The 7,392-nt window shown below is 35.6% G+C and carries 6 protein-coding genes; 3 read left to right on the forward strand and 3 right to left on the reverse strand.

Features of this window, described 5'->3' with window-relative positions; genetic code table 11:
- Positions 1 to 1,401, reverse strand: coding sequence for a hypothetical protein (locus tag DMP16_RS00265; RefSeq protein WP_069284352.1), 1,401 nt, complete (start codon positions 1,399 to 1,401; stop codon positions 1 to 3).
- Positions 1,402 to 1,496: 95 nt separating this feature from the next.
- Here DMP16_RS00265 and DMP16_RS00270 point away from each other — a divergent pair, with 95 nt between their 5' ends.
- A complete protein-coding gene (locus DMP16_RS00270; protein ID WP_069284813.1) occupies positions 1,497 to 2,279 on the forward strand; it encodes an acetoacetate decarboxylase family protein in 783 nt (260 codons plus the stop codon).
- Between the two features lie 69 nt (positions 2,280 to 2,348).
- Positions 2,349 to 4,193 carry an AMP-binding protein gene (locus tag DMP16_RS00275; RefSeq protein ID WP_069284353.1) on the forward strand — a complete coding sequence of 615 codons (1,845 nt, stop codon included), beginning with the start codon at positions 2,349 to 2,351 and terminating at the stop codon, positions 4,191 to 4,193.
- Positions 4,194 to 4,241: 48 nt separating this feature from the next.
- On the opposite strand, the gene DMP16_RS00280 is transcribed toward DMP16_RS00275, so the two are convergent.
- Both DMP16_RS00280 and DMP16_RS00285 read right to left on the reverse strand, forming a co-directional pair.
- Entirely contained in the window at positions 4,242 to 4,598 is a 357-nt protein-coding gene (locus DMP16_RS00280) for a hypothetical protein (RefSeq protein ID WP_069284354.1), read from the reverse strand.
- On the reverse strand, positions 4,598 to 5,800 hold the full coding sequence (locus tag DMP16_RS00285) for a thiolase family protein (RefSeq protein WP_231961159.1): 1,203 nt from the start codon (positions 5,798 to 5,800) through the stop codon (positions 4,598 to 4,600). The genes DMP16_RS00280 and DMP16_RS00285 overlap by 1 nt, the downstream gene beginning before the upstream one ends.
- A gap of 778 nt (positions 5,801 to 6,578) precedes the next feature.
- On the opposite strand from DMP16_RS00285, the gene DMP16_RS00290 reads away from it, so the two are divergent.
- Positions 6,579 to 7,392: amidohydrolase family protein (locus DMP16_RS00290; RefSeq protein ID WP_143576792.1), on the forward strand; the 814-nt coding region annotated here is incomplete at its 3' end.

The following is a 7,392-nucleotide window of genomic DNA, read 5'->3' on the forward strand; positions in this document are numbered from 1 at the left end:
TCACCTGTGCCAAATTTCAAAATGCCTTAAGATGTTTTCAGTTAATACTTCTTCCTTATAATACTTCTTGTAGAAATCTACATCCAGATGGTGAACTTGAACAGCCATTGGAATCCATATAGGATCTACTCTAGGAAACATTCCATACTTTGCTACTGAGTAATCTATAAAGGATACTACGGCATCCTTTATCTCTTCTTTAACTCTTACCTTTTCATCTCTTCTAAGCATGTCATAAATATCCCTTTTCCAAGCTACTAGATTAGGGTCTCTATTTTGGCTCCATATTCCATCATATTCTAAACCATTTGGCTCCTTATATTTCCCGTACTTTATATTTAAGAAATCATTAACTAGTTCTTCCCCACTTTTATATGGAGAATCTTTGCAACCCTCTATAATGGAAAAACTCATCTTAACATTTCTTATACCAACCTTATATGGCCATAATCTCTTACTCTTAGATGGTGGTTGGCACACTACAGCACCTGCCTCTTCCAATCCTCTGAATTGAGGCGAAAAAGCTCCCATTATACTATAATCATAAATCCCTCCAAAGATCCAACTTCCTAAGCCAATAGCTTCGCTCATCAATCTTATGTTCTGGACAGAAGTTCCAACAACTACACCAGCAACTGCCCCTATGGCCCTATCTAAGAGGTCCATCGTTAATGGGATTTGAGAGGTTAAGTAACCTTTATCAATTAGCTTCTTCATAGCACCATTTTGGTCTGCTAATTGGCCAGTATTATCATCTATTATTGGTACACGTTCATATTCAAAATAGTGAAATAATATGTTAACTATCACCCTAGAGGCATCATAAATTGGAAGTAGTAGCGTGCTTCCTATCTCGTTAAAGTTTTTGTTAAAGGCCATAGCGAAGGGCATTGTACCAGCTAAGTCTGTTCTTCCATTCGCTAATTTAATGGAATAATTTTTGTACCAATCAACTATTTTACCCAAATCATCTTCTCTTTCAATTTCATATATTTTTGATGCTTGTGATGGTCTATAGTAGTAAACTCCATCATCAACAATATATATCAAGTCCAATCCTTGATCATTATCTGGACCAGGAATAGTCCTACCAGTAGCGTAAATGAAAGTAGCTACGTTATTATTAACGCCTAAATCTGCCAAAATTAATCCATTAGGTCCAGCAGCTGACCACATAATTAACGCGTTTTCTACATCGGATAACGGGATAGGTTCTTTCTGTGACTTAAATTCTAACAATCCCTTTGGATATTCTACAACCAAATTTCCCTTTCTTATAGATTCTCCAGTGTCATATCTATATCCTAATCCAAACCTTCTACTCCTCACGTGAGCTAATTGCTTCATAAGGGATTCGTTCCACACTCTTCTCAATAGTTCCCTTTCTTTCTCTGTTACCATTATGATTATTTTAATTCTACTTATTTTTAAATCTTTATCAGACTACAAACTATTCATGATTAAAGTTTATTAAGCTATAAGTGAAAGATAAACTAATGAAGGGTAAATTAAATGTTAACCAAGCATTCGCCATGCCTGCTCATGCGCCAATATATTTAAAGCCTCCAGCATATTATAGAGATTTTTACGCTATACTCGGAATTTTTAAAGGAAATCCAGATGGTATAAGTGAAACTGTGCCAGATAATCTAGATCTAGTCACGTTAGGTGATAACAAGCCATTATTTATGTATTTCCAAGCTTATTATCCCTTTTCTAGCTTATATGGTTCTTATAATGAGGTAGTGATATCGCCATTAGTACTTTACCAAAACCAACCACATCTATTCGTCTCCTACATTTATGTAGACAATGATTCAGCCCTAACTGCGGGTAGGGAAATTTGGGGCTTTCCTAAGAAATTTGCAAAGATGAAATTAGAAATTCAAGGTGAGAGTGTAGAGGCTATTTTAGAGAGACCTGCTGGAAGGAAACTAATAAGTTCTCAAATGAGAATTGAGAGACAAGCCAAGATGGAAGAATTACAAGCTTCCGGAATAGGCTCCTCACCTACATTGCTTCTTAAGTTAATACCAAATGCAGATACTGAATCTAAACCGTTAGCGGAGTTAGTGAAAGTTGAGGTGAAAATGACGCCTAGAACATCTACTAGTGATAACTCATTGGAGTTGTGGACTGGGAAACTGGTATTGAACTTCGTAGAGGAAAGCTTAACTGATCCTATTTTCAAGTTTGGTCCAGCAGAGCCAGTTAGTGCATACTTCGGAAAGTTTGACATGATTTTACCGCCAGGGAAGGTAGTATATAAATATATTTGATTTTTTTCTTTTAATAATACTTAAAAGCGATAGTAAACTTTATATGTTTTTAAAGTGTCAATTGTTATAATGGAGTTATATTCATTAGCTAAAATTAGGAAGTTAATAAAGGAAGTAGACCAAAATCCCCTAAAATTCTGGTGGGAAAATAGAAACATAATAAAATGGATTCAAGAACCGAAGGAAGTAGCTGAAGGTTCTCCACCTAAAATAAGATGGTATATAGGAGGATTATCGAATATATGTTGGAACGCTATCGACCTAAACTTAGAGGATAATAAGAATAAGGTAGCCTTTTATTACATGAACGAAAGCGGCTTAACCAAGGCAATAACCTATTGGGACTTATTCTATGAGGTAAATAGGGCTAGCTATTTCTTAAGAGAGTTAGGGGTGAAAAAAGGGGACACAGTTTCCCTCTTACTACCTAACATACCTGAGGCAATATATTTCGCTCTAGCAATATATAGGCTAGGTGCTGTAATAGCAATGCATTACTTAGGCCTATCACCACAAGCTTTTGCCGAAAGGTTAAACGATAGCGGCTCTAAAATATTAGTAACTGCATCGAAGGGATTTAGAAATGGAAATGAGATAAGAATTAAGGATTATGTTGATAAAGTCCTTAATGACTACAAGACTACAGTGGAGAAAGTAGTCGTAGTAAGCAGAGGTTATTCGGACTTTGATGTAGTTAAGAATAGGGATGTAATATACGAAGATGACTCCCCTAAGGGTAAAGTGTATGTTGAACCTCAACCAATAGAATCAAACGACCCACTCATAATAGCTTACACTTCTGGAACTACAGGAAAGCCTAAAGGGATATACGCTTCCTTAGCATACATTGTAGCCTCAACATGGGCTCTTAAATCAGTCTTTGGATTTCATGAAGGAGAAGATACCGTGTGGATAATTTCAGATTTAGGATGGCTTACGTGGGGTGGGAATATACATTTCATTCCGCAAAAGAGACTCACTGGTATCATATTTGAAGGGTTCATAGGTTATAGAAGAGATTTATTCGCTAAAATCGTGGAGAGGTTTAACGTTAATCTAGTGTGGATGCCTACTACACTCCTCAACATGTTAAAGGGTTTAGGGGAAGAGTCAGTAAGGGGAGATATAAGCTCGTTGAGGCTCATTTTAAATACCGGTGAGCCCTTAAATCCGGGTACTTGGAAATGGTTAAGAGAAAATATGCCTGACGTAATAATCGCTGACTCCTATTGGATGACAGAGTATGGATTTCCAATAGCTTCAACTCCATTTGGGTTAGGGGAAATCCCCTATAAGCCTGGATCTGCTGGACTTAAGTTCTTCGGCGTTAATGTTGTAGATGATGATGGAAAACCATTGCCACCTGATCAAAAGGGATATATTGTACTAAGCATGCTTAACCCAGCAATGGGAAGATTATGGAACGATCCTAACATGGAGAGGTTTATAAAAATATATACTTCAAGATTCCCTAACTACGTATATACTGGAGATTATGGGTTTTATGATGAAGACGGTTATCTTTACGTATTAGGTAGAGCTGATGATATAATCGTAACTGGGGGTAATAGAGTAGGCACGTTGGAAATTGAAGGGATATTAGTAAGTAATCCTAACATAGCAGAGGCTGCAGTAGTGGGATACACTAAAGAGGGTAAGAACAAGATATCAGCCTTCATAGTACTAAAGCCTGGTAGTGTGATGTCTAAGGAGGATGTAGTTAAATACTTAAGTGAGAGGGGCTTCTCTGTAGACGATATCTTCTTCGTGAGAAGATTGCCTAAGACTAAAAGCGCTAAGATTATGAGGAGATTATTAAGGTCATTATTAGTAGACGAACCATTAGGGGATATCTCAGCCTTAGATGATGTGAACGTAATAAACGAACTGAAAGAAGTTATAAAAAATGAATAGCTTCAGTCTTTTTTAACTTTTTTAATCGAGAAGAGACTGTATTTGCTACTACTCCGCCGGCTCAAATACTATTGACTCTATCAGTTCTTGCTTGACATACTTTGATCTAACCTTTAATCCGATCCTTAACTTCTTTGGATCCCCTAGATAATTGGCTTTAACTCTAACTCCATTAATATCCACTAATAGAAGCACTGCTGTAAAAGGTAGTCCTCTTTCTATTATCGTGTAGGAATATACTACACCCTCTTTAGCTCCCCTAACATTTAATTTATCACTACTACACTTCGGACATGTTGTTCTAAGATTAGTGAAACTGTATCCACAATTCTTACAAGAAAGTATAGGTACTTCACCTGATCTTAATACGTTATAGTATTCATCATTTAATTGCTTGTAATCCATTATTCAACACCCAAAACTATTGTTGCTGAATGATCAAAAACCCCACCTAAAGTATTAACTAAGGCAATTCTAGCATCCTTAACTTGTCTGTTCTCAGCTAATCCAGCTAATTGATATAATGCCTCAGCTAAAACTACACCACCACTGGTGAATCCCACTTGTCCAACATTTAGACTTCCACCACTCGTATTTATTGGATAAGATGAAGTAGGTAGGAAGCTATCTCCCATTACGAACTCCCCTCCTTTACCATTATCAGCTAATCCTATCCCTTCTATCTCTAAAAGAACCATTATAGTATAGGCATCATATATTCCGTAGTAATCTATCTTATCTAAATTTAATGAGTTTAACGCCCTTCTCACGCTATGTTTAACTGGAGTATCTAATATATTTTCTCTTTCAGCTAATGGAATTGTTAGTGTAGCCTCTCCAAATCCCATCAACTTTATAGGGGATATACTTGACTTTGAAGCATTTTTACTTACCAAAATAGCTAAAGCCCCGTCAACTGGATTGGTAACTTCTAATAGCCTTAGAGGATAACTTACCATAGGTGACTCTAGCACGTCTTTCAATGTTAACTTCCCTCTATATATTGCTTTAGGGTTTAGATTAGCGTTCTCCCTTTGCTTTACAGCTATCATTGCCCTACCACTATCGTCTGTATTATGTTCCCTCATGTACCTATTAGCTATTAACGCATAATCGCTCGTTGGATAGAACTCAATAGTAGGTATTGTTAACTCATAATATGTAACCCCTTCATTGACGTAATTTTTAATAGTGGACTCAAACATCGAACTTCGTATTCTCTTGAGCAGATTTCCCTTTCCTCCTCCTACAACTAATACGTTATTAGCCAGACCGCTTTCCACAGCCTTAAAAGCCCTATAAGTTCCTACAACTATTGACGAACCTCCAGTATACACATAGTCGAAGTAATTAAGCTTGTTTATTCCAACCTTGCTAGCTACCTTATTAATTAGGAATATTCCAGTATCATGTGAATTATCAATTGTCCCTGGCACTGCAGTAACAACCAATCCATCTATTTCGTCTTTTTCCATGTTAGCCATTTTAATGGCTTCAATTATTGACCTCTTGAATAGCTCTACAGCAGGTACCTCAACCTTCTTCTCGTAATAGAAACCAAATCCTACAATACTAGCATCTACCATGGTTTCATTAATTACTTTCATTAATAAACTATATAAACTTTCCTTACTGACGTTATAGGTTTATGAACTACTTGAATTCATTAACAATAAGTTTTCATTATGATGTTAGTGAAAAACTATATTCCTAGACGAGTAATGGTTATTAAAAATCTTTTATACGATAAAAAGTATTGTTTCATAATTATTCATTTCGTACATATGTGTAACATAAAATTCTATTAAAATTTTTAAAATAGATAGGGTAAATATCTTACAAAATTAAAATACTCTCTAAAGATTTTTTGAACTAATAACGGCAAAACTAGATACGACTTTATAGTTTAAGAACAAAGGTATAAATTAAGTTAGATATGTCTACAGACGTAGTGGAAGGGTAACGATAGCAATGGGAAGCAAAATGTATCGTTCCTCCATTTTCTACACATAATGGGAGTACACTAATGTTCACATGTTAGTTTTATAGATAAGAACTTGGTGAAGTTTTAATTTTACACACAAAATATTTAGCTTCATAACTTTTATTGCCTTCAATTTCGTCGAAAGTGTAATAGTGTAATCTAAGCATCTAACGTGCTTTGCTAATGACATCATATTTTTTAGTTCAGTTATGAAGGTATATAAAAGGTATAATCTAACCTAGTAACGAGAATTTAAATTTAAGAAAATTCGTCAATGAGTGACCTAAACTGATTTCATACCCATATAACGGAAGTATATTTAACTTTATCAATTTAAATCTAATTAATGTATTTCAATTTTCTTATAAAGTTTTTAATATGACTTTATTATAATAATCGTTATGGGCTATATAGATTCTCACGTGCATCTTTGGGTAAGAGAGATAATGTCGGATGAAATGATAAGGAGAGTAAATAACATGTCTAATAACGCAGTTGACAGGCAACTAGTTTCCATCGATCACATAATCAAAGAAATGGATGAGGCTAACATAGAATACGTCGTAAACATAGTATATCCTTCAAGAGAAATGTGGGGATCTAATGAGGATATAGTGCTAAGGGCTATTAATTTCTTCAAGAAATACCCTGATAGAATCTCAATTGTGGGAGGGGTTCAACCAAACCACTTATCAGAAAAGGAGACTAAATATTGGCTAGAGAAACAGTACGAGGCAGGAGTTTCAGGTTTCAAGATACATCCTCCTCATATGTGGGTAAAACCAAATAGTTATAGGGTTGAAGAAGGTGGTCTAAAACAATTAGAAATTATATATGAGTTCGCTCAAGACCATAATTTACCTATAATAGTCCATACTGGAACTAGTTATTTTCCAGTTGCCAGAAATAAGTATGGTGACCCCATATTTGCGGACGACGTTTCAGTAGACTTTCCCAAACTGAGAATCATATTAGCTCATAGTGGAAGACCTATATGGGTAAATACGGCATTTCAGTTGGCTAGAATTAGAAGGAATATTTATCTGGATTTGTCAAGTATACCGCCCAAAAGAATCCTAGATTACATACCTAGACTTGAGGAGATAAAGGATAAATGCCTCTATGGTAGTGACTTCCCCGACATAGGTGTTAAGGGTTTAAAGGAAAACCTAATGGAGTTCTTGAGTATTTCTATTTCCGAGGAAGCAAAGGAAA

Source organism: Sulfolobus sp. B1 (genome assembly GCF_007050195.1).
Lineage (GTDB): Archaea > Thermoproteota > Thermoprotei_A > Sulfolobales > Sulfolobaceae > Saccharolobus.

Coding starts and splice junctions, on each gene's coding strand:
- DMP16_RS00265 (WP_069284352.1), bottom strand. CDS start 1,401: ATGGTAACAGAGAAAGAAAGGGAACTATTGAGAAGAGTGTGGAACGAA.
- DMP16_RS00270 (WP_069284813.1), top strand. CDS start 1,497: ATGAAGGGTAAATTAAATGTTAACCAAGCATTCGCCATGCCTGCTCAT.
- DMP16_RS00275 (WP_069284353.1), top strand. CDS start 2,349: ATGGAGTTATATTCATTAGCTAAAATTAGGAAGTTAATAAAGGAAGTA.
- DMP16_RS00280 (WP_069284354.1), bottom strand. CDS start 4,598: ATGGATTACAAGCAATTAAATGATGAATACTATAACGTATTAAGATCA.
- DMP16_RS00285 (WP_231961159.1), bottom strand. CDS start 5,800: ATGAAAGTAATTAATGAAACCATGGTAGATGCTAGTATTGTAGGATTT.